1 pseudogene is annotated in these 239 nt (G+C 55.6%); it reads left to right on the top strand.

Annotation, left to right across the window (positions count from 1 at the left end):
• A pseudogene (locus ACQG3P_RS23075) lies at positions 1 to 178 on the top strand (sigma-70 domain-containing protein); the annotation flags it as partial.
• Positions 179 to 239: the final 61 nt, after the last annotated feature.

Below are 239 nucleotides of genomic sequence, written 5' to 3'. Positions count from 1 at the left end.
GTACGGCCGCGAGGCCACGCCGGAGGAGCAGGCCAATGAAATGGACATTCCGGAACAAAAGAACAGCAAGCTGATGAAGATCGCCGAGGAGACGATATCGATGGATACCCCGATCGGCGACGACGAGGATTCCGATCTGGGCGACTTCATCGAGGACAACAACTTTGAGTCCCGTATCTAGATAACCACCCAAATCAACCATGGGGTAACCTTGCTTGACGTGCTTGCTGGCCCCAGCC

The organism is Stenotrophomonas sp. SrG (assembly GCF_050031795.1).
In the GTDB taxonomy this organism is placed as follows: domain Bacteria; phylum Pseudomonadota; class Gammaproteobacteria; order Xanthomonadales; family Xanthomonadaceae; genus Stenotrophomonas; species Stenotrophomonas rhizophila_A.
Note: the sequence above shows the minus strand (reverse complement) of the source record. Positions and strands in the feature narration are given on the sequence as shown.